The organism is Bradyrhizobium sp. Ash2021, from assembly GCF_031202265.1.
Classification (GTDB): Bacteria; Pseudomonadota; Alphaproteobacteria; order Rhizobiales; family Xanthobacteraceae; genus Bradyrhizobium.
The window spans coordinates 8493033-8516871 of record NZ_CP100604.1; the positions used below are offsets into that span (position 1 = coordinate 8493033).

23 protein-coding genes and 1 pseudogene are annotated in these 23839 nt (G+C 63.0%); 15 read left to right on the forward strand and 9 right to left on the reverse strand.

Features of this window, described 5'->3' with window-relative positions; translation table 11 throughout:
• Positions 1 to 129 precede the first annotated feature (129 nt).
• Positions 130 to 1692 (reverse strand): urea ABC transporter permease subunit UrtB, encoded by a 1563-nt coding sequence (gene urtB / locus NL528_RS40925; protein WP_375143941.1) that lies wholly within the window; start codon positions 1690 to 1692, stop codon positions 130 to 132.
• Between the two features lie 123 nt (positions 1693 to 1815).
• Positions 1816 to 3135, reverse strand: coding sequence for an urea ABC transporter substrate-binding protein (gene urtA / locus NL528_RS40930; RefSeq protein ID WP_309179993.1), 1320 nt, complete (start codon positions 3133 to 3135; stop codon positions 1816 to 1818).
• A gap of 556 nt (positions 3136 to 3691) precedes the next feature.
• Here urtA and NL528_RS40935 point away from each other — a divergent pair.
• The 3 genes from NL528_RS40935 (at position 3692) to NL528_RS40945 (ending at position 5979) form a co-directional block, all read left to right on the forward strand.
• On the forward strand, positions 3692 to 5200 hold the full coding sequence (locus tag NL528_RS40935; RefSeq protein WP_309179994.1) for a DEAD/DEAH box helicase: 1509 nt from the start codon (positions 3692 to 3694) through the stop codon (positions 5198 to 5200).
• Positions 5201 to 5223: 23 nt separating this feature from the next.
• A complete protein-coding gene (gene infA, locus NL528_RS40940; protein WP_025588295.1) occupies positions 5224 to 5508 on the forward strand; it encodes a translation initiation factor IF-1 in 285 nt (94 codons plus the stop codon).
• 258 nt (positions 5509 to 5766) lie between these two features.
• A complete protein-coding gene (locus NL528_RS40945; protein WP_002714433.1) occupies positions 5767 to 5979 on the forward strand; it encodes a cold-shock protein in 213 nt (70 codons plus the stop codon).
• A 114-nt stretch (positions 5980 to 6093) separates the two neighbouring features.
• On the opposite strand, the gene NL528_RS40950 is transcribed toward NL528_RS40945, so the two are convergent.
• The 5 genes from NL528_RS40950 to NL528_RS40970 all read right to left on the reverse strand — a co-directional run bounded on the left by NL528_RS40950 (position 6094) and on the right by NL528_RS40970 (position 10472).
• Positions 6094 to 6744 (reverse strand): pilus assembly protein, encoded by a 651-nt coding sequence (locus NL528_RS40950; RefSeq protein WP_309179995.1) that lies wholly within the window; start codon positions 6742 to 6744, stop codon positions 6094 to 6096.
• Positions 6745 to 6762: 18 nt separating this feature from the next.
• Positions 6763 to 7296 (reverse strand): pilus assembly protein, encoded by a 534-nt coding sequence (locus tag NL528_RS40955; RefSeq protein WP_309179997.1) that lies wholly within the window; start codon positions 7294 to 7296, stop codon positions 6763 to 6765.
• Between the two features lie 232 nt (positions 7297 to 7528).
• Entirely contained in the window at positions 7529 to 8326 is a 798-nt protein-coding gene (cpaB, locus tag NL528_RS40960) for a Flp pilus assembly protein CpaB (protein WP_309179998.1), read from the reverse strand.
• Between the two features lie 138 nt (positions 8327 to 8464).
• Complete coding sequence (locus NL528_RS40965) at positions 8465 to 9292, reverse strand: sterol desaturase family protein (protein ID WP_309179999.1); 828 nt, start codon at positions 9290 to 9292, stop codon at positions 8465 to 8467.
• Positions 9293 to 9452: 160 nt separating this feature from the next.
• Positions 9453 to 10472, reverse strand: coding sequence for a hypothetical protein (locus NL528_RS40970; protein WP_309180000.1), 1020 nt, complete (start codon positions 10470 to 10472; stop codon positions 9453 to 9455).
• Between the two features lie 226 nt (positions 10473 to 10698).
• On the opposite strand from NL528_RS40970, the gene NL528_RS40975 reads away from it, so the two are divergent.
• Positions 10699 to 10917, forward strand: a complete 219-nt coding sequence (locus tag NL528_RS40975) for a hypothetical protein (protein ID WP_309180001.1) — start codon at positions 10699 to 10701, stop codon at positions 10915 to 10917.
• 108 nt (positions 10918 to 11025) lie between these two features.
• On the opposite strand, the gene NL528_RS40980 is transcribed toward NL528_RS40975, so the two are convergent.
• Positions 11026 to 11856: a sterol desaturase family protein gene (locus tag NL528_RS40980; RefSeq protein ID WP_309180002.1), complete on the reverse strand. Its 831-nt coding sequence runs from the start codon at positions 11854 to 11856 to the stop codon at positions 11026 to 11028.
• A 306-nt stretch (positions 11857 to 12162) separates the two neighbouring features.
• Here NL528_RS40980 and NL528_RS40985 point away from each other — a divergent pair, with 306 nt between their 5' ends.
• The 9 genes and pseudogenes from NL528_RS40985 (at position 12163) to NL528_RS41025 (ending at position 20406) form a co-directional block, all read left to right on the forward strand.
• Positions 12163 to 12327: a Flp family type IVb pilin gene (locus NL528_RS40985; RefSeq protein ID WP_074273066.1), complete on the forward strand. Its 165-nt coding sequence runs from the start codon at positions 12163 to 12165 to the stop codon at positions 12325 to 12327.
• A gap of 203 nt (positions 12328 to 12530) precedes the next feature.
• Positions 12531 to 13055: a prepilin peptidase gene (locus NL528_RS40990; protein ID WP_309180003.1), complete on the forward strand. Its 525-nt coding sequence runs from the start codon at positions 12531 to 12533 to the stop codon at positions 13053 to 13055.
• A gap of 126 nt (positions 13056 to 13181) precedes the next feature.
• Positions 13182 to 13352 (forward strand): annotated as a pseudogene (locus NL528_RS40995) (Flp pilus assembly protein CpaB); the annotation flags it as partial.
• Between the two features lie 101 nt (positions 13353 to 13453).
• Complete coding sequence (locus tag NL528_RS41000) at positions 13454 to 14920, forward strand: type II and III secretion system protein family protein (protein WP_309180005.1); 1467 nt, start codon at positions 13454 to 13456, stop codon at positions 14918 to 14920.
• A gap of 21 nt (positions 14921 to 14941) precedes the next feature.
• On the forward strand, positions 14942 to 15682 hold the full coding sequence (locus NL528_RS41005) for a CpaD family pilus assembly protein (protein ID WP_309180006.1): 741 nt from the start codon (positions 14942 to 14944) through the stop codon (positions 15680 to 15682).
• Positions 15679 to 16950 carry an AAA family ATPase gene (locus tag NL528_RS41010; RefSeq protein ID WP_309180007.1) on the forward strand — a complete coding sequence of 424 codons (1272 nt, stop codon included), beginning with the start codon at positions 15679 to 15681 and terminating at the stop codon, positions 16948 to 16950. Before NL528_RS41005 ends, NL528_RS41010 begins: the two co-directional genes overlap by 4 nt.
• A gap of 22 nt (positions 16951 to 16972) precedes the next feature.
• The gene (locus tag NL528_RS41015; RefSeq protein WP_309180008.1) at positions 16973 to 18436 is read left to right on the forward strand and encodes a CpaF family protein; all 1464 of its coding nucleotides are present in this window, start codon (positions 16973 to 16975) and stop codon (positions 18434 to 18436) included.
• 11 nt (positions 18437 to 18447) lie between these two features.
• Positions 18448 to 19422 (forward strand): type II secretion system F family protein, encoded by a 975-nt coding sequence (locus NL528_RS41020; protein ID WP_309180009.1) that lies wholly within the window; start codon positions 18448 to 18450, stop codon positions 19420 to 19422.
• A 9-nt stretch (positions 19423 to 19431) separates the two neighbouring features.
• The gene (locus NL528_RS41025) at positions 19432 to 20406 is read left to right on the forward strand and encodes a type II secretion system F family protein (RefSeq protein WP_309180011.1); all 975 of its coding nucleotides are present in this window, start codon (positions 19432 to 19434) and stop codon (positions 20404 to 20406) included.
• A gap of 223 nt (positions 20407 to 20629) precedes the next feature.
• Here NL528_RS41025 and NL528_RS41030 read toward each other — a convergent pair whose 3' ends face one another.
• Positions 20630 to 21469 (reverse strand): tetratricopeptide repeat protein, encoded by an 840-nt coding sequence (locus NL528_RS41030; RefSeq protein WP_309180012.1) that lies wholly within the window; start codon positions 21467 to 21469, stop codon positions 20630 to 20632.
• A gap of 119 nt (positions 21470 to 21588) precedes the next feature.
• Between NL528_RS41030 and NL528_RS41035 the strand changes: the two genes are divergently transcribed.
• A complete protein-coding gene (locus tag NL528_RS41035) occupies positions 21589 to 22971 on the forward strand; it encodes a leucyl aminopeptidase family protein (RefSeq protein WP_309180014.1) in 1383 nt (460 codons plus the stop codon).
• Positions 22964 to 23809 carry an NlpC/P60 family protein gene (locus tag NL528_RS41040; protein ID WP_309180015.1) on the forward strand — a complete coding sequence of 282 codons (846 nt, stop codon included), beginning with the start codon at positions 22964 to 22966 and terminating at the stop codon, positions 23807 to 23809. The genes NL528_RS41035 and NL528_RS41040 overlap by 8 nt, the downstream gene beginning before the upstream one ends.
• Positions 23810 to 23839: the final 30 nt, after the last annotated feature.

The following is a 23839-nucleotide window of genomic DNA, read 5'->3' on the forward strand; positions in this document are numbered from 1 at the left end:
ACGAGTGACATGGTTCGTGTGGAGAGAGCCCCCACCCGCATCGCATCTTTGATGCGCTGCGACCTTCCCCGCAAGCGGGAGAGGTAAACAGGCCTCGCCGGGATGGGGCGTCCGTTGCGAATAGCGGCATCATGCTTCCACCGCCCGGCCCTTCAGCGCGAACAGGCCGCGCGGCCGTTTCTGGATGAACAGGATGATGAGAACCAGAATCGCGATCTTGGCGAGCACGGCGCCGGCGACCGGCTCCAGGAACTTGTTGGCGATGCCGAGCGTGAAGGCGCCGACCAGCGTGCCCCAGAGATTACCGACGCCGCCGAACACGACCACCATGAAGGAGTCGATGATGTAGCTCTGGCCGAGATTGGGACTGACATTGTCGATCTGCGACAGCGCCACGCCGGCGATCCCGGCGATGCCCGAGCCGAGACCGAAGGTCAGCGCGTCGACGCGCGAGGTCGCGATCCCCATCGACGCCGCCATGCGGCGGTTTTGCGTCACCGCGCGCATCTCGAGCCCCAGCGCCGTGTAGCGCAGCATGGCGAGCAGGATCGCGAACACCGCCAGCGTGAAGCAGAGGATCCAGAGCCGGTTATAGGTGATGGTGATCTGCCCGAGTTCGAACGCGCCGCTCATCCAGGAGGGGTTGCCGACTTCACGGTTGGTGGGGCCGAAGGCGGTACGCACGGCCTGCTGCAGCACCAGCGACAGGCCCCAGGTCGCCAGCAGCGTTTCCAGCGGACGGCCATAGAGAAAGCGGATGATGGTGCGTTCGATCAGCACGCCGATCGCGCCGGCGACGATGAAGGCCAGCGGCACGGCGATCAGAAGCGAGTAGTCGAACAGTCCGGGATAGCTGGTGCGGATGGTCTCCTGCACCACGAAGGTGGTGTAGGCGCCGATCATCACCATTTCGCCATGCGCCATGTTAATGACGCCCATCACGCCGAAGGTGATGGCGAGCCCAATCGCGGCCAGCAGCAGCACCGAGCCGAGCGAAAGGCCGTACCAGGCATTCTGCACGGTGGACCACAACGCCAGTGTGCGCTGAATGGCGGCCGTTGCGTTCGCCGCGGCGCTCGCAACCGCCGGCGACTGGTCGCTGCCGAGCCCGGTGAGGAGCGCCATCGCTTCCTGGTCGCCGCGTGCCTTGACGGCGGCGATCGCTTCCAGCTTTTCGACGTCGGTGGCGTCTTGTTTGTACAGCAGGATCGCGGCACGGGCCTCGGCAAAGGCCTGCTTGGCCGCCTTGTTGGTTTCCTTCGCCAGCGCGCCGTCGACAACCGGCAGCATGGTCTCGTCGTGGGTCTTGAAGACCGATTGCGCCGCCGCGATGCGCTTGGCGGGGTCGGGCGACAGCAGGGTCAGGCCGCCGAGCGCGGCCTCGACGGTGCGGCGCAGGCGGTTGTTGAGGCGGACGGAAGCGGCGTTGTCCGGCAGCTTGTCGACGGCAGCGCCGGTTGCGGCATCGATGATCTTGCCATCGGCCTGGGTGATAAAAACCTTCTTGGTGTCGGGATCGGCCGACAGCCGGTCCTCCCCAAGCGCGCTGATGATTGGAAAGGCGAGCGGATTGCCCGACGTCGCGATGGTTCCGATCGCTTCCTCGGTATCGGAAAATTCGTCATTGGCGAATTTGGCGACCGCATCCTCGAACGGACCTGCAAACGCCGGCAGCGCGAAGGCGGCGATCAAAAAAACTGAAAGGACAAGCGTGCGAAGACGGTGAAAAACATTGGCAACCACTGGACGACCCCGGCAGAAGGTGGAAGGAGGCGGCAAAATCACCGCCTCCTTCGTTCTCTCGAACTTATGATATCAGGTACCCTGACCGCCGCACTTGTTGGTCTTTGTATTGTAGTTGCCGCACTTCTTGCCAACCCAGTCGCCGATCAGGTCCTTGGAGCCTTCGAGCTCCTTCGACCATGCATCGCCGGCCACCAGGCCCGGGGTCTTCCACACCACGTCGAACTGGCCGTTGGCTTTGATTTCGCCAATGAACACCGGCTTGGTGATGTGGTGGTTGGGGAGCATCTTGGAGACGCCGCCGGTCAGGTTCGGCGCTTCGGTACCGGGCAGTGCGTCGATCACCTTGTCGGCGTCGGTCGACTTCACCTTCTCGACCGCCTTGACCCACATGTTGAAGCCGATGACGTGCGCTTCCATCGGATCGTTGGTGGTGCGCTTCGGGTTCTTGGTGTAGGCCTGCCAGTCCTTGATGAACTTCTCGTTCGCCGGGGTCTTGATCGATTCGAAGTAGTTCCAGGCGGCGAGATGGCCGAGCAGCGGCTTGGTGTCGATGCCGGCGAGCTCTTCTTCACCGACCGAGAACGCGACCACCGGAATGTCGGTGGCCTTGATGCCCTGGTTGCCGAGTTCCTTGTAGAAGGGAACGTTGGCGTCGCCGTTGATGGTGGAGACCACCGCGGTCTTCTTGCCAGCCGAGCCGAACTTCTTGATGTCGGCCACGATCGTCTGCCAGTCGCTATGACCAAACGGCGTGTAGTTGATCATGATGTCTTCCTGCTTGACGCCCTTCGACTTCAAGTAGGCTTCGAGGATCTTGTTGGTGGTGCGCGGATAGACGTAGTCGGTGCCGGCCAGCACCCAGCGCTTCACCTTTTCGTCCTTCATCAGATAGTCGACCGCGGGGATCGCCTGCTGGTTCGGCGCCGCACCCGTGTAGAACACGTTGCGCTCGCTCTCTTCACCCTCGTACTGCACCGGGTAGAATAGGATGTTGTTCAGTTCCTTGAACACCGGGAGCACGGATTTGCGCGACACCGAGGTCCAGCAGCCGAATACGACGGCGACCTTGTCCTTGGTGATCAGCTCACGGGCTTTTTCCGCGAACAGCGGCCAGTTCGATGCGGGATCGACCACGACGGCCTCGAGCTTCTTGCCGAGTAGGCCGCCCTTCTTGTTCTGCTCGTCGATCAGGAAGAGGATGGTGTCCTTCAGCGTGGTTTCGCTGATGGCCATGGTGCCGGAGAGCGAGTGCAGCACGCCGACCTTGATGGTGTCGTCAGCCGCCTTCGCGGGGCCGAACGCGGCCAGGCCCAAAACCAGCCCGGCGGACGCGGCGAGCAAGCCGCGGCGGCTCAGCGCCGCTATATCGTGAGTAAGTTGTGTAAGCATGAAATGTCATCTCCCTGACGCAGGCGTGAAACGCTGCGAAACGGCCCCAACGGCCGCCTGCGTTAACGGAATCGCAAGAACCATGCCACGGCGTGAGGCACATCTAAGCCATTATAACCGTTATGGAATCTTGCTTCTTCGACGGTTTAGTTAGGGGAAATTGCCCAATTATTGAGCTAAAAAAATGTATGCGCAAAAGGCAATCTGTCTATTTTGTAAGCAAACTAGGCAGTTTGGCTAATTTTCCGGCATAGAATTTTTGCGCTGCAGGGCACCAAGCCGCGATCCGTTGGACGCCCAAGGGGCGCAGTTCGGGCTCAATTAACCGGTAAAGCCTTGATTTCCCGATTTACCTTGAAAGCGCCGTGTTCATGTTCCATATGAGCACCGTGACCTAGAGAATCATCAGGTCCTTGCGAGCCGCGTGTTCTGAGCCCGTCCAACGGTTTCTGGCTTGCCCCTTCAGCTAACCAAAACCGACGCCCCAAGCACGCGGGTGTCTCTGACACCCCCTCGCGCGCTCCTGGCTCAAACCGCCGGGCGCCTGCCTTTTGTAATGGAAAGAACCCCTCTTTTGACCTCCTTTCAGGATTTCGGCCTCGCCGATCCAATTTCGCGTGCACTCAAGGAAGAAAATTATCTCACGCCCACGCCGATCCAGGCACAAACCATCCCCATCGCATTGACCGGCCGTGACGTGGTCGGCATCGCCCAGACCGGCACCGGCAAGACCGCAGCCTTTGCGCTGCCGATCCTGCACCGCATCCTAGAGAACCGTATCAAGCCGCAGCCCAAGGCCTGCCGGGTGCTGGTGCTCTCGCCCACCCGCGAATTGTCGAGCCAGATCCTCGACAGCTTCAATGCCTACGGCCGCCATATCCGCCTCACCTCGGCGCTGGCGATCGGCGGCGTGCCGATGGGCCGCCAGGTCCGCTCGGTGATGCAGGGCGTCGAAGTCATGGTGGCGACCCCCGGCCGCTTGCTCGACCTCGTGCAAAGCAACGGGCTCAAGCTCGGCCAGGTAGAGTTCCTGGTGCTCGACGAAGCCGACCGCATGCTCGACATGGGCTTCATCAACGACATCCGGAAGATCGTCGGCAAACTGCCGACCAAGCGGCAGACGCTGTTCTTCTCGGCCACCATGCCCAAGGATATCGCCGAACTCGCCGAAGCGATGTTGCGCGATCCGGCCCGGGTCGCGGTGACGCCGGTGGCCTCGACGGTGGAGCGCATCACCCAGCGCATCCTCCAGGTCGATTTCTCGGCCAAGCCGGCCATCCTGGCGCAGCTCTTAAAGCAGGAACCGGTCAATCGCGCCCTGATCTTCACCCGCACCAAGCACGGCGCGGACAAGGTGGTGAAGGGCCTCGAACGAGCCGGCATCCGCGCCAACGCCATCCACGGCAACAAGTCGCAGAACCACCGCGAGCGCGTGCTGGCGGCGTTCCGCACCGGCGAGATCCGCACCCTCGTCGCAACCGACATCGCCGCCCGCGGCATCGACGTCGACGGCATCAGCCATGTGGTGAATTTCGATCTGCCGAACGTGCCGGAAACCTATGTCCACCGCATCGGCCGCACCGCGCGCGCCGGCGCCGAAGGCGTCGCCATCTCGCTGATCGCAGGTGCCGAGGAAATGGGCTATCTGCGCGACATCGAAAAGCTGATCCGTATCGCGCTACCGCGGGAAGACCGCCGCACGCCGGGCAGCCGCGATGCCGCGCCGGCCGCCGCACCCCGGCAACACCGGGGCGGACGGTCCGCGCCGCGTGCTCACAATGTCAGGGGCCAGGACTCGCGTTCCCATGACTCCCGTTCCAAAGACTCCCGTTCCCAGGAGCCCCGGTCCCATGAGCCCCGCTCCCATGAATCGGCGCCGGGATCAAAAGGCCCTCGCCGTCACGGCCGCGGAGGTGGTAATAATGCCGCGCCGCAGGCACCCCGGCACGAGTCGCCGCGTCCCGCGCAGGGCGGAAAGAGCGAAAGCATTCAAGGCGTCGCCTTCTTGCATCGCGAAAGCCGCCCGAATACCCAACCCAATCGCACCCATCGACCGCAGCGCTAGCCTAGATCGATCTGGAGACAACCATGGCTAAAGAAGAGCTGATCCAGTTCGAAGGACTGGTGACCGAAATCCTCCCCGACGCACGCTACCGCGTGCAGCTCGATGCCGGGCACGAGATCGTTGCCTACACCGCCGGCAAGATGAAGAAGAACCGGATCAAGACGCTGGCAGGCGATCGGGTCACGATCGAGATGTCGCCGTATGACCTGGAGAAGGGCCGGCTGATCTTCCGTCACAAGGATGAGCGCCCATCGACCGGAGCCCCGCGCGGGGCACCGCCGCGCGGCGGCCAGTTCCGCCGCCGGTAGGGGCTTTCCCCCTGCCGCGAAATCGCGCACGACACGGCCATGTCGTGCGCGAAATTCCGTCGAATCAAAAAATCGTGCACGTCAGGATTGTTTTGGACCTTGCCATCGCATAATATCGCCCATCGATTTTCGGCCGGACGACATTAGCTATCCACCGGTACAGCCGGTTTAGACGCTGACGACCCTTCCAAAAATTCGATCTCACCAGCCCACTGCAAAGTGGGTTTCGACTTGTATATCTGAGAAGGGACTACCCCCGTGAGCATGGGAACCGTGAAGTGGTTTAACGCAACCAAGGGCTATGGCTTCATCCAGCCGGATGACGGCGGCAATGACGTGTTCGTGCACATCAGCGCTGTCGAGCGTGCCGGCCTCGGGACGCTGCGTGAAGGCCAGAAGATCTCCTACGAAATCGTGGCGGATCGTCGCTCTGGCAAATCTTCGGCCGACAATCTGCGCGCCGCCGGATAAGCGAATTTCATCCGGTACGGTTCGCGAGAGCACGGACCGGAAATTCCAACAAACAGGAAAGGCCGTGCTGATCGCGCGGCCTTTTTCATTTTGCGAAATTGCGGACGACCGGCGTCAGGGCGTCGGACAGGTGGAGGTGCCAGTGACGACGGGAACGTTGTTGTACGTCACGCAGGCGAACTGGCGCGTTCTCGTATAGGCGACATCGCTCAAATTCACGCCGGTCTTGGACATCACGTAACCGATGGTGCCGCTGTTCGCGGGCGTATAGAGATAGCTCACCTCGCTGAGGATCAAATAGGTCTGCTTGACCAGAAGCGCCGGCGGCACCAGACTTGTCACGATATCGTTCGTGTTGCGGCTCGACGCCGTCAGCGTCGCCTGTAGGGCGCCGCTCGCGAGGGTCGCCCCCTTGCTCCATTGAACTGTCGCCTTCTGGTTGGAGTCGACATAGATCTCCGAAATCTGCGCCTTCACGGGTGTCTGCGCATACGGCTTCACAATCACTATGCTGGCGGTGAAGATGTTTTGCAGATAGGGATCGGTCACCGCCTGCACCGCCGCCTGGGACGTCAGATCGGCCAGCGTTCTGGCTATCAGCGTTACCTTGCGGTTCACCGCGATGCCGGACGAAAACTCGACCGTGCCAAGGAACATCACCAGCATCACCGGCGCGATGATGGCGAATTCGAGCGCGGCAACACCGCGGCGATCCCTGCGGAAATCGCCTGCCGAGCGCCGTAGGCGAAGCCAGATTGAGGTCATCGGTTTCACAGCCTTGCTCTAGTAGGGCTCGTTCTGGAACGCGGCGGTCGCCGTCAGGACCTTCTTGCTGCCGCTCACGTCTGCGAGGTTGAAGCCGAGCCCGGTGACGAATATCGGCCACTGATAGAATGCCCGCACCACGACGATATCGCCGGGACCGCCGGGGCTGTAATTGCTGGGCGGCACGTAGTTGCCGTTGGCGTCGATCGGGGAAGGCAAGGAGACGGTGGCGAACTGGGGAAAGTTCCGCACGTCGACGGTAATCCCGTTCACGCAATCGAACAGCGCAGGGATCTTCGAGCAAACAGCGGCCTTGAAATCCGTCTGGGTCTTGCCGGCGTTCTGCTCCTGACCGGTCATGATCATGCGCGCGGAATCCTGCGTCGCGGTCTCGAGCACCTGACTGGCGAAGAACACCATGGCGCTCTCGAGGATCGCGAACAGCAGCGCAATGAACATCGGCGCGATCATCGCGAATTCGACCGCGGCCGAACCGCGGCGGTTGCGGCGGAACCGGCGCAATGCTGCGACGAAGGTCAGCGGATGCGGCATCGAAGAAACCCCGGGATGCGAGAGCAATTGCCGCAAGAATTACCTGAAACTGATTGTGGAAGTGTTGCGCGCGATCGGAACAGAGCGGCCCGTTCCGTTGGGCGAATGTTAACCATTTGGGGCAGGCGCTGCTCGAACCCGGATCGATTGGCACGAACGAGACAGGCCCGGCAGTGAGCCGTCTCCGCTCAACGTCAGGGCAAGGAGCCAGGCTGGCGGGAAAGTCGGCGCGCTACCGCCGGACGCAAAGAGGAGCGCAGCTAAGCACGTCCGTACTGGTGGTTCCGCGAAAGACCGTGATCAGCGTGTTATCGACGGTGGCAACGGTGGTTGCTTTTCCGTCTGCGATGCTGAGCAGCGCCAGCGATAGCGATCCGCTCTGGCGCGCGCGGGCAAGCGCCTCCGACTGCTCCGGCTTCAGCTCGAGGGTGACGGTCTTGCCGACGAGCGCATTGGTGCCGTCTTTCTCCTTCGGCGCCTGATCGATCGCGAGAACGCGGATGTTGTTCAGGATGATTTCGGAAACGGCGACGTCCGGCGCACCGGGCTCCTGGCTCTTGACGCGCTTGGAAAGAATGACGTCGACCCGGTCGTTCGGCAGGATAAAGCCGCCGGCGCCGGTTTCCGGCGAAATTTCAGTCGAGATCGCGCGCATCCCGGTGGGCAGGATGGCGGCCATGAAGCCGCTTCCGTCGGCCTTTACCAGCTTCTGTTCCCGAATCGGCTCGCCGGCGATGAATGGCGCGCGCGCGATCGAGCCGGCGAACTGGGTCGTTCCGTCGGGTTTATCGGTGCGGCGAATGAAGCTGTTGCTGGCGGTCGCGGACGGCCAGGTCTGCCATTGCATATCCTCTGGCTTCACCGTCTGGCCGAGGCCGATGTCGGATTTTGCGACAAGGACGTCCACCGTCTGCAACTGCGCAACCGGCTCGACCGGGGTGGCCGACTTGTCGGATCCGCTGGCAAGATATGCGGCAATGCCGCCAGCGCCGATGGCTATAGCCAGAACGGCAATGCGTGCAGTATTCATACGCTTTTACTCTTACATGACGCAGCGACGCTTCCGGCGCTGAAGCGAGTCTAGTCAGATATAGGTCAAAGCAACGTTAAGGGAGCGCATCGAAGTCGCGTTAACAAACCGTGCCGCAAGACGGCTCGGGTTCCCAGTCTATTTCCGGAACGGATAGGCAAGTTGGCCGGTAATTTCGGTCGGAAAAGTCGACTGATCATCGACACCGTAATGGTCGGGCAGCCGGCTTTCCGGCATCCGGAAGGTCCCGAACAGGATGTCCAGGACCGGGAAGGTGCCGGCGAAATTGGTGTTGCGGCCCTCGTCCTGCGTGGTGTGGTGCCAGCGGTGGAACACCGGGGTCGCGACCACATATTTGAACGGACCGAGCGTCCAGTTCAGGTTGGCGTGGACGAACGCGGAATGGAAAATATTGAAGGGACCGAGCCAGAGCATCACGTTGGGCGAAATGCCCGCCATCAGCAGGATGACGTCGACCCCGATGGTCCCCAGCAGCAGGTTTACCGGGTGAAAGCGCGCCGCCGAAATCCAGTCGACATCCTCGGACGAATGATGGATGGCGTGGTACTTCCAGAAGCCGCCGCCGTGGAACATGCGGTGCAGCCAGTACATCATGAAATCGGCCAGGCACAGCAACAGCACCGCCTGCAGCCACAGCGGCAGGGTCGACAGCGGCCCATGGCCGTTGTCGTAGAACGCGATCAGATCGTCGGCGTCCTGAATGCCGAAGACCGCGGCGGCCAGAACCACCAGCAGCCCGATCCGGAACACGCGCGCGAACAGCGGCACCAGGAACCAATAGCAAAGATCGGTGGCCAGCTCGCGCTTGCGCCACCACGGCTTGCCGGGATTGCAGGCCCAGAAATGGCTCAGCACCGAGAACAAGGTTGCCAGCACGATCGTGACCGGCACCACCTTGGCAAGCGTCTGGCCGAGCATCTCGACGACTTCCACGGGCAGTGACATATCCGCCTCTGGTGATCAGACCTCTCGCCGCATGACCCGCTTGCGCCCGGGCATCCCAGATTGGGCCCGACCTACCAGAATCCCGGCCTGCCCGCCAGCGGGCAAGCCCCATTCGCAGACTTCGAATTCGGAAAGCGCGCGCCGAGATCGGCGGGGACTGTCATTTGGCCTTGCGAAGATGCAGCACGGCGTTTTCGTCGGCGTAGGCGCGCTGCCAGCCGTCAAGATTATCGAGCAGCGTTACCGCCGGGGTAGTCGGCGTCAGCAGCACTGCATCGATGTCGTAAGTTTTGAGCAGATCGAGAAACACATTGACGTCTCTGAGGTTCAGCGCGCGAAAATACGCCATCTCGAATTGTTCGCCATACAATTCGGCGCGGCCATCGACGAATACCGGCACCCCCCGCGAGATCAAATATCCCCCGAATGGAAGATCATTGAGGACATGCTTGGGGTTTCGAGCCATCAGCACATCCACCGCCGCCGCGGGCGACTGGCTGGCCACCGGCAAAAACCTGGTATTGGCAGCGTAGGCCCATGTCGAGACGCCGAGAATCGCGACCAGCGTTGCGGCCACGGCCGCCGGAAAGGTCTTGACCAGTTGGGCGCCATGAAGGCCGAACTGCGATGCCACCGGCGTGAGCACGACCAGCGGTATCAGCAGTGCGAATATCTCGATGTTCCGGACATGCGACAGGGCCATGTGAAGCAAGCCCAGCACCAGAAGAATTCGTGGCGGCGAAAGCTTGACGCCGCCGAAAAGCGCGCCGCCGATCAACACGATCAAGCATGCCTCGAACAGGCCGAAGCTGCTGAAATTCGCCGGCATCCATTCGTAAATGACATGCAACATCTCGCCGAGGTCGAGAATCTTGCGCGCCGCGAGGATCGATTCCCATCCGTAAGGCGTCGCACAACATGCGGCCAGCGCGCCTAGCCCGAAAACGGTCCAGCGTAGCGCCAGCGGCCTTCGTTGCGAACGATCCGCGTTCCACAACGCATCGATCGCGAATGGTGCCACCAGCGCCAGGCCGAAGACGAATCCGCCGTGAAGGTTCACCCAAAGCGCCAGCAATGGCAGTAACCAGAAAGAAGGAGCCTCGCGCCGTTCGCTTGCCGACAGGAGCCCGCCGACCCAGGCAAGCATCACCGGCAGCGCCAGCACATGGGGACGCGCCAAGAAGTGGCCCATCGAAAGGACGAAAGCCGCAAAACGCCGTCAGAACCGCGTAGGTCAAGGGAATGCGGCGGCCGAGCAGGAACGTGAGGAGGGCGAACGTCGTTGCGATGGATAGCGTAGCGAGAATGACAGGTCCGGCCCAGCCGGCAAGCTCATAAGCCTCGGCATACAGAACCTGCGCCAGCCAGGACGATGAAATCCAGGGCTCGCCTGCCCTGGTGAAGGAATGGATATCGACGCGCGGCAACGCGTTATGGTCGAGGATCCATTTGCCGGTGATGATCTGCCAGTAGGTATCGGAATCGTTGAGCAGTATGCTGCCGTTGATCAACAGGATGCCGTACGCCCAGATCCCGAACCAGCACCAGGCCGGAACCTGGCCGAGAATGGAGGTTCGCGCCGGCTGGATCGTTTCGACGTTAGCGCTCATCAAGCGAACCTCTGAGCCTATGCGCTAGAGCCAGATCGGTGCTTTGCATCAGAACCGGGCTCCAGCTTTTGTCTTGAGGCGTTTTCATCACGCGAACCGGCGTCCACTTAGCTCGAAAACGCTTTAGTGGCGGAACGGGTAGGCCAATTGTCCGCCGATCGCGGCGGGCACGGCCTCTTCGTCGGCCACGCCGTAGTCCTGGGGCAGCACGTTCTCCGGCATCCGGAAGGTGCCGAACAGGATGTCCCAGACCGGAAACGTCCCGGCGAAGTTGGTATTGCCGCCCTCTTCCAGCGACGTGTGGTGCCAGCGGTGGAATACCGGCGTGGCCAGGACATATTTGAACGGGCCGAGCGTCCAGTTCAGATTGGCGTGGACAAAGGCCGAATGAAACGTCGTGAACGGCCCGACCCACAGCATGATGTTCGGCGAGATCCCCGCCATCAGCAGAATGACATCGACCAGGATCGTTCCGATGAACAGGTTGACCGGATGGAATCGCGCCGCGGAAATCCATTCGAGGTCTTCGGAAGAATGATGGATCGCGTGATATTTCCAGAAGCCGCCGCCGTGGAACATGCGATGCAGCCAATAGAGCATGAAGTCCGATGCGACGAGGAACAGCACCGCCTGGACCCAGAGCGGAAGCTGCGACAGCGGACCGTGTCCATTGTCGTAGAACGCGATCAGCCCGTCGGCGTCGTTGATATTGAACAGGACGCTGGCGCCGAGCACCAGCAGGCCGATCCGGAACACGCGGGCAAATACCGGCACGAAGAACCAGTAGCAGATGTCGGTCACGAGCTCGCGCTTGCGCCACCATGGCGCGCCGGGATTGCAGGCCCAGAAATGCGATAGCACGGTGAAGACGAGGGCCAGCCCGATCGTGACCGGCGCCACCTTGGCCATCGTCTGGCCGACCATTTCGACAACTTCCAGGGGCAGATTGGACATGGCCGCCTCGTTTGATCTGAGGCCTTTACGGGTATCCCTTCGCGCTTAAGGAGCCGTGAATCGGGACCGGCCAACCCGCTCGCGCGCCCCTTATATAAAGAGCTCCGCGCAATATTGCGTTTTACCGAATGGCTTAATTCCACGTTTACTCTGCTGAAGAAGAGCCGGTTCCCGCCGTTTTTCCACGATCGAATTAACTGCGCTGAAATTGTCGCACCGTAGGGTCAGTCCATGGTCACGGTGCTGAGAACGCCGGCGAGACCAAACGTTAGTTCGACCAGCCACGTGTACACATGGAGTTTATCAATGAAGAATCTCGTTTCGCGTTTCATGAAGGATGAATCGGGCGCGACCGCCATCGAGTACGGCCTGATTGCCGCCGGTATCGCCATCGCGATCATCACCGCGGTTCAGGGCGTCGGCACCAAGCTGACCGGCACCTTCACGACCATCTCGACCTCGCTGAAATAAGCGTCGTTGCGAAATTGCTTCAAAGGCCCCGGCGATCCGGGGCCTTTGTCGTTTCAAGCCGACCCCCGACATGGTCGTTTCCCTGACGGTTTTCCTGGCGGCTTTCTTGGCGGCTTTCCTGGCCGTTTTCTGATTGTTCACCACTGCGAGATAGGCTCCGGCGATGCCCGGACCCCGCGTTAGCAGCACGGCTGTGTAAATCCATGATCCTCGATATCGCGCGCCTTCTGCTGTTTCCGGCCCTGATGGCGTTCGCGGCGGCGAGCGACCTCTTCACCATGACGATTTCGAACCGGGTGTCGCTGGCGCTGGCGGTGGGCTTCCTGGTCCTTGCGCCGCTGGGCGGCATGGGCCTGCAGGCCATGCTTTTGCACCTCGGAGCCGGTGCGACCGTCCTGGCCGTGGCCTTTGCCTGTTTCGCGATGGGCTGGATGGGCGGCGGCGACGCCAAGGTGGCGGCGGCGGTCGCGCTCTGGTTCGGTTTCGACCATCTCCTCGAGTTCCTGGTCTACGCGTCGCTGTTCGGCGGCGCGCTCACGCTGTTGCTGCTGCAGTTCCGGCAATGGCCCCTGCCCTACCCGCTGACGGGTCAGGCCTGGCTGCTCAGGCTCCACGACAAGCAGAGCGGAATCCCCTATGGCATCGCGCTCGCGATCGGCGCGCTGATGGTCTATCCGGAAACCGAGTGGATCAAGACGGTCGACCTGTCCCACTTCGCGATGCGCTGACAAGCGGCGGGTAACTTCCCGTTAAGGCGATTTAGATACGCCTCATTAACCATGCTTTGACGAATAACTGGTCAACTCCCATCACGGCGGCGGAAGCGTCGCGGCGTTTTGTGGAAAGTGAAGCGTATGAATACCGCACGCATTGTCGTCCTGACCATCGCCATCGGCGCTGGCGGCATTGCCGCATATCCTGCCAGCGGGTCCGACAACAAGCCGGCCGCGCCGGCGGAGCCGACTGCGCAGTTGCAGACGGTGGACGTCCTTGTCGCGAAATCCGACATCGGGCTCGGCCAGACTCAAGCGATCCAGCCAACAAAACGCGGCGAAAGCATCAACGTCGTCCGGTACGGCGTGGTGAGCCCGCTGACGATGCAGAAGTGACCGAAAGGACGCGCGTTATGAAGTGCAGGGGGAATCAGCCGATGCTGCGGGCGTTTATGGTCCGCGCCCTGTCGTTTTCGGCCATCGCCGCACTCACGCTCAATCCGGCTTTGACGCCGGTGGTGGCGAGCGACTACCGCGCCCCCGCGCCCGTCGCCGCCGACGGACAGATGAACGCACGCTTTATCTCGCTCGGAATCGGCAAATCCATCGTGATCGACCTGCCGCGCGACATCAAGGATGTACTGGTCGCCGATCCGAAGATCGCCAACGCCGTGGTCCGCTCCGCCCAGCGCGCCTATATCATCGGCGCCGCGGTGGGCCAGACCAACATCGTATTCTTCGATTCCGCGGGCCAGCAGATCGCAGCCTATGACATTGCCGTCAAGCGCGACCTCAACGGCGTGCGCGCCATGCTGAAAGCGACGCTGCCGAACTCGGAAATCCAGATCGACGGCGTCGGCGACAGCGTGGTGCTGACCGGCATGGCGGCAACCCCGATCGAGGCGCAGCAGGCCGGCGATCTCGCCGCACACCTCGTCGGCGGCGCGGACAAGGTCGTCAATTCGATCGCGGTCCGCGGCCGCGACCAGGTGATGCTGAAGGTCACGGTCGCCGAGGTCCAGCGCTCGATCATCAAGCAGTTGGGCATCGACCTCAACGCCAGCCTGAATTACGGCACCGCGGTCGTGAAATTCAACAATGCCAACCCGTTCACCGCAAGCAATGCGCCGCTTGTCGCCGGCAACAACCTTACCACGTCGTTCGGCGCCACGCCGACGGTCCAGGCGACGTTGCGCGCGATGGAAAGCGCGGGCGTGGTGCGGACACTCGCCGAACCCAATCTGACTGCGATCTCCGGCGAATCCGCGACATTTATTTCGGGCGGCGAATTTCCAATTCCGACCGGCGTAACCTGCCAAACCACGACGGCGGGCGCTATCGGACAATGCGTGCAGACGGTTGCTTTCAAGAAATTCGGCATCTCGCTCAACTTCACGCCGGTGGTGCTGACCGAGGGACGGATCAGCCTGCGGGTCATGACCGAAGTGTCGGAAGTCTCGACCGAAAACTCTTTGACCGGCGGTGTCAATGGAACGACGATTCCCTCGATCAAGACCCGTCGCGCGGAAACCACGCTGGAAATTCCCTCGGGCGGCTCGATGGCCATGGCGGGCCTGATCCAGGAACAGACCAAACAGGCCATCAACGGCTTGCCGGGTCTGGCGCAATTGCCGGTTCTAGGCACGCTGTTCCGCAGCCGCGACTTCGTCAACAGCCAGACCGAGCTGATGGTCATCGTGACGCCCTATGTGGTTCGGGCGGTTGCCCAGAAGGAGTTGTCGCGCCCGGATGACGGCTTTGCGAATGCCTCGGATCCGCAGGCCGATCTCCTGGGCAGCATCAATCGCATCTACGGCGTTCCGGGCCGCGTCGAGCCGGCACGGAATTATCGCGGCACCTACGGCTTTATCACGGACTGAGGCGGGACGATGACACGACAGATGACATCCAGAATACCCGCCGACCGCGGCCGCGCGCTGCGCGTCGCCGGCGCGCTGATCGGTCTTGCGGTGGTGCTGGGAGCCTGCAAGCACACCGATGAGGATCTGGCGGCGGTGAGCTACTCCCCCGATTATCGCCAGCGTCATCCGATCGCCATCCAGGAAGCTAACCGCTCGATCATCGTTTTCGTCGGTCAGGCCCGCGGCGGGCTTTCCGCTACCCAGCGCGCCGACGTGATGGGGATGGCGAAGAGCTGGCTTCGCGAAGGCACCGGCGCCATCAGCATCGATATACCCGTCGATACGCCGAACGCGAGGGCGGCGACCGAGTCACTCCGGGAGATCCAGGCGACGTTCGCCGCCGCCGGCGTACCGCCGCGCGCGGTCACCGTTCGCCAGTATCATCCGGAAGATCCGCGCCACATGGCGGCGATCCGGCTGAATTATCCCAAAATCTCGGCGGTGGCCGGTCCCTGCGGCCTGTGGCCCGAGGACCTCGGACCGTCGATCAACAACAAGAACTACTTCGAAAACAAGTCGTACTACAATTTCGGCTGCGCCAACCAGCGCAATCTGGCGGCGATGGTCGACAACCCGTCGGACCTCGTGCAGCCGCGTGACGAGACGCCGGCCTATACCGCCCGGCGTGCCGAAGCCTTCGAGAAATATCGCAAGGGTGTAACGACCACGACGATCTATCCAGAGGCCGAGAAGGCCAAACTCAGCGATACAGGCAAATGATCAGCTACGCGCGCCAGAACCCAGAACAGCAGCCGGACGGCACGCCGCCGTCCGCCGAAGACCACATCGCGCCCGCACCGCGCGTGTCGGTGCAGGCATTTTGCGAAACCGTGGAGACGGCGGGCGCCGTGCAATCGGCCGGTGAAGACCGCCGCCTCGGCAAGGCGCATCTCAAGATCCAGATGGGCGGCATGGCCGCCGCGGTGGAGGCTTATCGCTCGGCGCCGACGCCGAACGTGATCATTCTGGAGACGGAAGGCCGCAGCGACATCCTTAGCGGCCTCGACCAGCTCGCGACCGTATGCGACTCCGGAACCCGCGTAATCGTGATCGGCCGCCTCAACGATGTCGCGCTTTATCGCGAGCTGGTGCGCCGCGGCGTCAGCGACTACGTGATCGCGCCGGTCAGCACCATCGACATCGTGCGTTCGGTCTGCAACCTGTTCTCGGCGCCGGAGGCCAAGGCCGTCGGCCGCATCATCGCCGTCGTCGGCGCCAAGGGCGGCGTCGGCGCATCGACGCTCGCGCATAACGTCGCCTGGGCGATCGCGCGCGACCTCGCGCTGGATTCCGTGGTCGCCGATCTCGACCTCGCGTTCGGCACCGCCGGCCTCGACTACAATCAGGACCCGCCGCAGGGCATCGCCGACGCGGTCTTCTCGCCCGACCGGATCGATACCGCGTTCATCGATCGCCTGCTGTCGAAATGCACCGACCACCTCAGCCTGCTGGCCGCACCGGCGACGCTCGATCGGGTCTATGATTTCGGCGCCGACGCCTTCGACTCGATCTTCGATACGCTCCGCACCACGATGCCCTGCATCGTGCTCGATATTCCCCATCAATGGTCGGGATGGACCAAGCGCGCCCTGATCGCCGCCGACGACATTCTGATCGTCGCCGCGCCCGATCTCGCCAATTTGCGCAATACCAAGAACATCTTCGATCTCCTGAAGGCCTCGCGGCCGAACGATCGCGCGCCGCTGTATTGTCTCAATCAGGTCGGCGTGCCGAAACGCCCCGAGATCAACGCCAGCGAGTTCGCGAAGGCGATCGAGAGCCAGCCGATCGCGTCTATCCCGTTCGAACCGCAGATGTTCGGCTCGGCGGCGAATAATGGCCAGATGATCGCGGAAATCTCCGCCACGCATCGCACCACCGAAATGTTCCTGCAGATTGCGCAGCGGCTGACCGGCCGCGGCGAGACCAAGAAGCCTCGGGGGATGTCGTTTCTGTCGCCCCTGATCGACAAGTTGCGGGCCAAGTAGCGCGCCCGCCTGGAGTATCGTCGTGTTTGGTAAGCGTAGCGGAAATGAAAGCGACACGCGGGCACTCAGGCCCGCCATTCAGACGCCGGAAGCCCCTTCCGTCGCGCCCGTCGTTGCGCGCGAAGCACCCGCGCCGGCCGTCGCGTCGCCGCCGCTCGCGCCCGCCAAGGCGCCTCCGCCCGCCATGGATAACCGGCGGTCCGACAATTATTACCAGGTCAAGGCGACCATCTTCGGCGCCCTGATCGAGGCGATCGACCTTGCCCAGCTCGCCAAGCTCGACGGCGAGTCGGCACGCGAGGAAATTCGCGACATCGTCAACGAGATCATCGCGATCAAGAACATCGTGATGTCGATCGCCGAGCAGGAAGAGCTGCTCGACGACATCTGCAACGACGTGCTCGGATACGGCCCGCTGGAGCCGCTATTGTCGCGCGACGATATCGCGGACATCATGGTCAACGGCGCCGGCACGGTATTCATCGAAGTCGCCGGCAAGATCCAGAAGACCGGCATCCGCTTCCGCGACAATCAGCAGCTTCTCAATATCTGCCAGCGCATCGTCAGCCAGGTCGGCCGCCGCGTCGACGAGTCCTCGCCGATCTGCGACGCCCGTCTCGCCGACGGCAGCCGCGTCAACGCCATCGTGCCGCCGCTGGCTATCGACGGCCCCGCGCTCACCATCCGCAAATTCAAGAAGGACAAGCTGACGCTCGATCAGCTGGTCAAGTTCGGCGCCATCTCGCCGGAAGGCGCCGAAATTCTGCAGATCATCGGCCGCGTCCGCTGCAACGTGCTGATCTCCGGCGGCACCGGCTCCGGCAAGACCACGCTCCTGAACTGCCTGACCCAGTTCATCGAGAATGACGAGCGCATCATTACCTGCGAAGACGCCGCCGAGCTCCAGTTGCAGCAGCCGCATGTGGTGCGGCTGGAAACCCGTCCGCCCAACATCGAGGGAGAAGGCCAGGTCACCATGCGCGAACTGGTCCGCAACTGCCTGCGTATGCGGCCTGAACGCATCATCGTCGGCGAAGTCCGCGGACCCGAAGCATTCGACCTGCTGCAGGCCATGAACACCGGCCACGACGGCTCGATGGGGACCTTGCATGCCAACAATCCGCGCGAAGCCCTGTCGCGCTGCGAATCGATGATCACGATGGGCGGATTTTCGCTGCCGTCGCGCACCATTCGCGAGATGATCTGCGCCTCGATCGACGTCGTCGTGCAGGCCGCGCGGCTGCGCGACGGCTCGCGGCGCATCACCCACATCACCGAAGTGATGGGCATGGAAGGCGACACCATCATCACCCAGGACCTGTTCGTGTACGACCTGGTCGGCGAGGACGCGAACGGCAAGATCATCGGCCAGCACCGTTCGACCGGAATCGGACGCCCGCGGTTTTGGGACCGCGCGCGATATTACGGCGAAGAGAAGCGGCTCGCGGCCGCGCTCGATGCCGCCGAAGTTGTCGGAAAGAGTTGAGGAAGCAGGCGATGAACACCCAAACGCTCGCACTGGCTTTCCTGGCCGCCACCGCCATCGGCGGCGTGGCATGGGTCTTTCTCTACCCGTCGCTCTCGGGAGAGAAAAAGGCCGAGGCGCGCCGTTCATCGGTCGCGCGACCCGAACCCGCGGCGCGCCAAGCCGACAAGAATCAGCGTTCTCGCCGCGAGCAGGTCGAAGGCACGCTGAAGGAACTCGATGCGCGCCGCCAAAAGGACAAGAAGGTCGCGCTGAGCACCCGCATCACCCAGGCCGGGCTGAGCTGGTCGACCCAGAAATTCTGGATCATCTCCGGTGTTCTTGCGGCCGTCGCCTTCATGCTCACCTTCATCGCCGGGGGCGGCCCGCTCGGTTCCGCCGGCATGGCTTTCGCCGCCGGCTTCGGCCTGCCGCGCTGGATTTTGAACTTTCTGAAGAAGCGCCGGGAAACGGCCTTTCTCAAAGCGCTGCCCGACGCCGTGGACGTGATCGTTCGCGGCATCAAGGCCGGACTGCCGCTGTTTGAATCCATCAAGGTGGTCGCTGCCGACGCGCCGGAGCCGCTGAAGGGCGAGTTCCTGGCCATCATCGAAACCCAGACCATCGGCATGCCGCTTGGCGAGGCCTGCGCCCGCCTGTTCGAGCGAATGCCGCTGCCGGAGGCCAATTTCTTCGGCATCGTGATCGCGATCCAGCAGAAGTCGGGCGGCAACCTGTCCGAGGCTCTCGGCAATCTGTCCAAGGTGCTGCGCGACCGCAAGAAGATGCGAGAAAAGATTCAGGCGATGTCGATGGAAGCCAAGGCCTCCGCGGGCATCATCGGCTCGCTGCCGCCGATCGTGATGCTGCTGGTCTGGATCACGACCCCCGACTACATCGCGCTGTTGTGGACCCACTCGACCGGACAATTGATGCTGGTGGCCTGCCTGCTCTGGATGGCCTGCGGCATCCTGGTGATGAAGAAAATGATCAACTTCGATTTCTGATGGTGCAATATGATTGATTTTCTCGTCACAAAACTTCATGACGCCAGGTTCATGACCATGCTGCTCGCCGCCATTGCCGCGGGCGCGACCGCCTACACGCTGGTGATGCCGCTGTTCGCGGGCGAAGGCCTCGCCAAGCGCATGAAGGCCGTAGCCTCCGAGCGCGAACGGATCAGGCAGCGCGAGCGTGAGCGTCTCGCCAAGACGGAAAAGGTATCGCTGCGCCAGACGCCGAAGCAGATCGTCTCCAAGGTGGTGGAAGACTTCAACCTGTCCAAATGGCTGGCGCAGGAAGCCGCGCGCGACAAGCTGACGATGGCGGGCTATCGCGGCCAGGCGCCTTACATCACGTTCCTGTTCGCTCGCGCGGTGGCGCCGATCGTCCTGTTTCTCGGCGCGATCCTGTACGTCTTCGTGATCACGCATATGGAAAAAACGCTGCCGGTCAAGATCGGCATTTGCATCGGCGCGGCCTATCTCGGACTGCAGGCGCCGATGCTGTTCCTGAAAAACGCGATCGCCAAGCGCCAGCTCTCCATCAAGCGCGCCTTTCCCGATGCGCTCGACCTGCTGCTGATCTGCATCGAGTCCGGCATGTCGGTCGAAGTCGCCTTCCGCAAGGTCGCCACCGAGATTGTTACGCAATCGGTGGCGCTGTCGGAGGAATTCGCGCTGACCACCGCCGAACTGTCCTATCTGCAGGACCGCAAGGTGGCTTACGAGAATTTGGCGAAGCGCACCGGCCTCGACGGCGTCAAGTCGGTCTGTCTGGCCTTGCAGCAGTCGGAACGATACGGCACGCCGCTCGGACAGAGCCTGCGCGTGATGGCGCAGGAAAATCGCGACATGCGCATGAGCGAAGCCGAGAAGAAGGCCGCGGCGCTGCCGCCGAAGCTCACGGTGCCGATGATCCTGTTCTTCCTGCCATGCCTGTTTATCGTCATTCTCGGGCCGAGCTACATCAAGGTCATGGCGATCCATTAACGCGCTTCGGCGCGCCTGCACGGGAAAGCTTCAGCGAAGCCTCTTGACCGGCCGAAGTCCGCCTTCGGACGAAGGCGGTTGGCGAAGCCGGGACCGGACGATCCACTATTCCAGCGACATTTGATGATCTACCGAACGGCCGCGGCGTACTGGATCAACCGCGGGAGCCTGTCATCGGGCGCGCATTCGCGCGACCCGGTGGCAGGTGATGACGCCTTCCTGATCAGTCGGGCTGGCTGAGCGCGGCGACCGGCACCGTTCGGGCACCGGTGCGCGGATTGTCCTTGCGGTTCAGCATTTCCTTGAGATAGCCGACATTCGCCGCCGCCTCGTCCGCCGGCAGATCGGCCTTCACGATGGTCTCCGCCTCGGCGAAGCGGCCCTGCAGGCCGACCACCAGCGCCAGATTTTGCCGCACCCGCGCGTCGGCCCGGGCGTTGGCATAGGCGCGGCGCAGCGTTTCCTCCGCCTTCGGCAGATCCCTGGTCAGCATGTAGGAAAGGCCGAGATTGGACAGCACCGACGGTTCGTCCGGCACGATCCGCAGCGCGCTCGCGTAATAGCGGCGTGCCTCCTCGTGCTTGCCGAGCTTGTCGAGCGCGGTGCCCTGCACCGAAAGGATGCGCCAGTCGGGGTTGTCGGGCGAATGGGCGCGGCTGAGCACGTCGAAGGCGGCCTGCGAATTGCCGTTGTCGGCGAGCGCACGGCCGTAGCCGGCGAGCAGCGCCTTGTTGCCGGGATGGGCGATGGTGGCCTGTTCGAGCACCGCCGCGGCCTGGGCGCGCTGCCCGGTGGCGCGGAGCGCCTGGCCATAGGCAAGGGCGGCGTCGGCATCCTTAGGGTTGGCGCGATAGCGATCGCCATACGCCTCGACCGCGCGGCGCGGATCGTCGGGCACCGCTTCCGGCTTGAAGTCAGATTTGGCGTCACCCCTGGAGGTGATCGCCCCCGTCACGTCGGACATAGTCTGGCAGCCGCCAAGGCCCGCGGCCAATAGCGCGGTCAACGCCGCGGAGGCGAGATAGCGGGCAAGATGCCCTGTATGGCTGGACTGTCGACGCATGGCACTTTAACTCACGATATCGGGCGAAAAGGATCAGCCGAACGCGCTAGCAATAGACTGTTAACCCTAATGGCTGGTTAATCGGTTCCCGACGTCCCCCTGCAACGACCGAGAAACGCATGCCCTCCGTGTTCGAGACCGCGCCTGCCGCTTCAGCCATCCCCATTGTCTTCGTTACCAAGGCGACCTGGGAGGCGGTCAGCGGCGAGCTTGCCGCCGAGGGGCGGCAATTCGCGCTCGCCAACGGGTTTGCGGCAAAGCCCGGAAAATACCTGGCGCTGCCGGCGGCCGATGGCCGGATCGCGCAGGTGCTGTTCGGCCTCGAGGACGGGAGCGCCGCATCCCGCGACCTGTTCCGGCCCGGCGCGTTGCCGGGCCTGCTGCCGCCGGGCCTCTATCGTTTTGCCAATGCGCCACACGACCTCCGGCTGGCCACGCTCGCTTTCGCGCTGGGCAGCTACCGCTTCGGGCGCTATCGCAAGGCAGACGCGCCCGACGTCAGGCTGGTGCCGTCCGAGGGTATCGATGCCGCCGACATCCAGCGGATGGCGGACGCCACGGCGCTCGCCCGCGATCTCATTAACACGCCGTCCAACGATATGGGACCCGAGGAACTGGCGCAGGCCGCGCAGACGCTCGCGGCGCGCTTCGGCGCCAGCTTCAATTGCATCACCGGCGACGAGCTGGTGCGGCAGAACTTTCCGCTGATTCACGCGGTCGGCATGGCCTCGCCGCGCGCGCCGCGCCTGATCGATTTCAGCTGGGGCGACCCTGCGCACCCCAAGGTGACGCTGGTCGGCAAGGGCGTGTGTTTCGATACCGGCGGGCTCGATCTCAAGCCATCGAGCGGCATGCTGATCATGAAGAAGGACATGGGCGGCGCCGCCAATGTGCTGGCGCTGGCGCAGATGGTGATGGACGCGAAGCTGAAGCTGCGGCTCAGGGTGCTGATCCCGGCGGTCGAGAACGCGGTCGCCGGCAACGCCTTCCGCCCGCTCGACATCTTCAAGTCGCGCAAGGGGGTCACAGTGGAGATCGGCAATACCGACGCCGAAGGCCGGCTGGTGCTGGCGGATGCGCTGGCGCTGGCCTGCGAGGAGAAGCCCGATCTCTTGGTCGATCTGGGAACCCTGACCGGTGCTGCGCGGGTGGCGCTGGGGCCGGATTTACCCCCCTTTTACACCAATGATGAGAGGCTGGCCGGGGACGTCGCGCGCTGCGCCAAAGGGGAGAACGATCCGCTGTGGCGAATGCCGCTGTGGCCGCCTTACGATTCCTGGCTGGATTCGAAGACCGCCGACATCAACAACGCGCCGCCCGGCGGCTTAGCCGGCTCGATCATTTGCGCGCTGTTCCTCCAGCGTTTCGTCACCGAGGCCACGCGCTGGCTGCATGTCGATATCTACGGCTGGACGCCATCGGCCAAACCGGCGCGACCCGAGGGTGGCGAATGCCAGGCGGCGCGCGCGATCTATAAACTCCTGAGCGAACGCTATGGATGATCCGCGGCTGACCCCGGCGCGGCCCGATCTCGCCGCGAAATATCTCGAAGGCAAGGTCAAGGCCGCACGCTTCGTTGCCGGCGAGGAATTCGAAATTGCCGATGGCCTTGCGCCACTGCGCGAGGCGCCGGCCCCGGATGCCATGCTGCTGACTCAGGCGCTGAAGGGCGAGCGCGTCACGATCTATGACCGCAACGGAGACGGTTTTGCCTGGGGCCAACTCAACAGCGACGGCTATGTCGGCTGGCTGCCTGATGCCGCGCTGACAAAACCTGGCGCCGCACCGACGCACAAGGTCACGGCGTTGCGGACCTTTGCGTTTCCCGCCGCTTCGATCAAACTGCCGCCGGTCGAGACGCTGTCGATGGGAGCAAGCGTGACGGTCGCGCGGAACCACGGCGCGTTCGCCGTGACCCGCGAAGGCTGGTATCTGCCGCACCGGCATATCGGCGGCGTTGAGACGATGGAAGATGATTTCGTGGCCGTTGCCGAGCGGTTCATTGGCACGCCCTATCTGTGGGGCGGCAAGAGCAGTCTTGGCGTTGACTGTTCCGGCCTGGTGCAGATTTCACTGAATGCCGCCGGCATCGGCTGTCCGCGCGACAGCGACATGCAGCAGGACGGGCTTGGCCGGGAACTGGGCCCGGCAGAAGCGAAACAGCTGCAGCGCGGCGACCTGATCTTCTGGAACGACCATGTCGCGATTGCGCGCGACGCCTCAACCATCGTCCACGCCAACGCGCATCACATGGCGACCGCGGTCGAAAACACCCGCGATGCGATCGCGCGCATCAAGGCCGCGGGCAGCGAGGTGATGGCGATCAAGCGGATGGGATGAAGTGCCGAGGTTTTCGCTTCACCTCTCCCA